At 64.2% G+C, this 1,440-nt stretch carries 1 protein-coding gene; it reads left to right on the top strand.

Annotated elements, in window-relative coordinates; genetic code table 11:
• The coding region (locus QD357_RS32235) for a beta strand repeat-containing protein (RefSeq protein ID WP_414126067.1) at positions 1 to 1,440 on the top strand (1,440 nt) is incomplete at both ends.

Here is a 1,440-nt window from a genome sequence, read left to right as displayed (position 1 = left end):
TGTCGTCAGGCGATCTTACTGCCAGCGCCGCKACCATTGCGGCCGACGATATCTCCGCCCATGGCGACATGATACTCGGCGGCGCGATCGGCACGACGACCGCAAGCGGTCGCGTGGACGTTACCGATCAGATCCTTGGCGCCGGCAACATATCGATCACTGGCCAGAGCTTGTCCGCGCAGACGCTGGTTGCCGGCATCGACTTTGACGCCACCGATGCCGCCGGCGGCACTGTCGTGCTTGGCCAGGCGGGTGATCTTTCGGTCTCAACCAACGGCGCTGCGGCGGCATCGACCATACAGGCCGCTGGTACGATCGACGTCAATGGCGCGACCGTTACTGCCGCTGCCGTTACCGGCCACAAGGACATCTCCCTTTCTGGTGCGAGCGATATTAGCGGYCAGATCCTTGGTGGTGGCGACRTCACCATCTYCGGCTCYAGTATCAAGGCAGGCACCATCGTTTCCGGCGTCGACTTCGCCGCGACGGCGGCTGGTGGGGGCAACATSACGCTCGCCAGCAGTGGCGATCTGACGCTGGCCTCGACCGGCAATATCAATGCCGGCACTCTGTTGTCGGCCAGTGATCTCAGTGCCAGCGGGGGCGCCGTCACCGCCGATGCGATCACAGCCCATGGTGACGTCACGCTCGGCGGCGCCATCGACGTCAGCGGCCAAATTCTGGGCTCGGGTAATGTGTCGATCAGCGGCCAAAGCCTATCCGCGCAGACCCTCGTTTCTGGGGTTGATTTTACCGCAACCGCCGCCGCCGGCGGCAATATCGTGTTGGCATCGTCCGGCGCCACCGACCTCGCCCTCTCTGGCAATGCMACGGCCGGCACCATCCTGTCGGCCGGCGATTTGACGGCGACAGCGGCCAATCTCCATGCAAGCAGCGTCACCAGCCACGGCAAGGTCGGGATCAACGGCAATGTCGATGTCACCAGCCAAATTCTCGCCGCCGGCGACCTGACACTGAATGGCGGCAGCATCAGCGCACCCACCCTGATCTCCGGTATCGACTTTACCGCGACCACGGCGGCCGGCGGCACTATCGTGCTCGGATCATCCGGCGCCATGAACCTCACCGCGACCGGCGACATTGTCTCGCAAACCATGTTGTCGGGCGGCGACTTTGCTGCACACACCGCCGATCTTACCGCCGACAGCATCACCAGCCACGGCAAGGTGGCGATCACCACCAGCGGCAATGTCGATGTGGCGAACCAGATCATTGCCGCAGGCGATCTCACGCTCACCGGCGGCAGCCTCAGCGCGCCGACCCTGATCTCCGGCATCGACTTTGCCGCCACCACTGCMGCCGGCGGCAGCATCGTGCTCGGATCATCCGGTGATTTGAACCTTGCCGCCTCGACCGGTCTTGCAACCTCGACCATGCTGTCGGCCGGCGATATCGACGCCAGTGCTGCCACGATCTCCG

This window comes from Rhizobium sp. BR 317 (assembly GCF_047445835.1).
Classification (GTDB): Bacteria; Pseudomonadota; Alphaproteobacteria; order Rhizobiales; family Rhizobiaceae; genus Rhizobium; species Rhizobium paranaense.
This window is presented reverse-complemented; position numbering and strand designations above follow the sequence as displayed.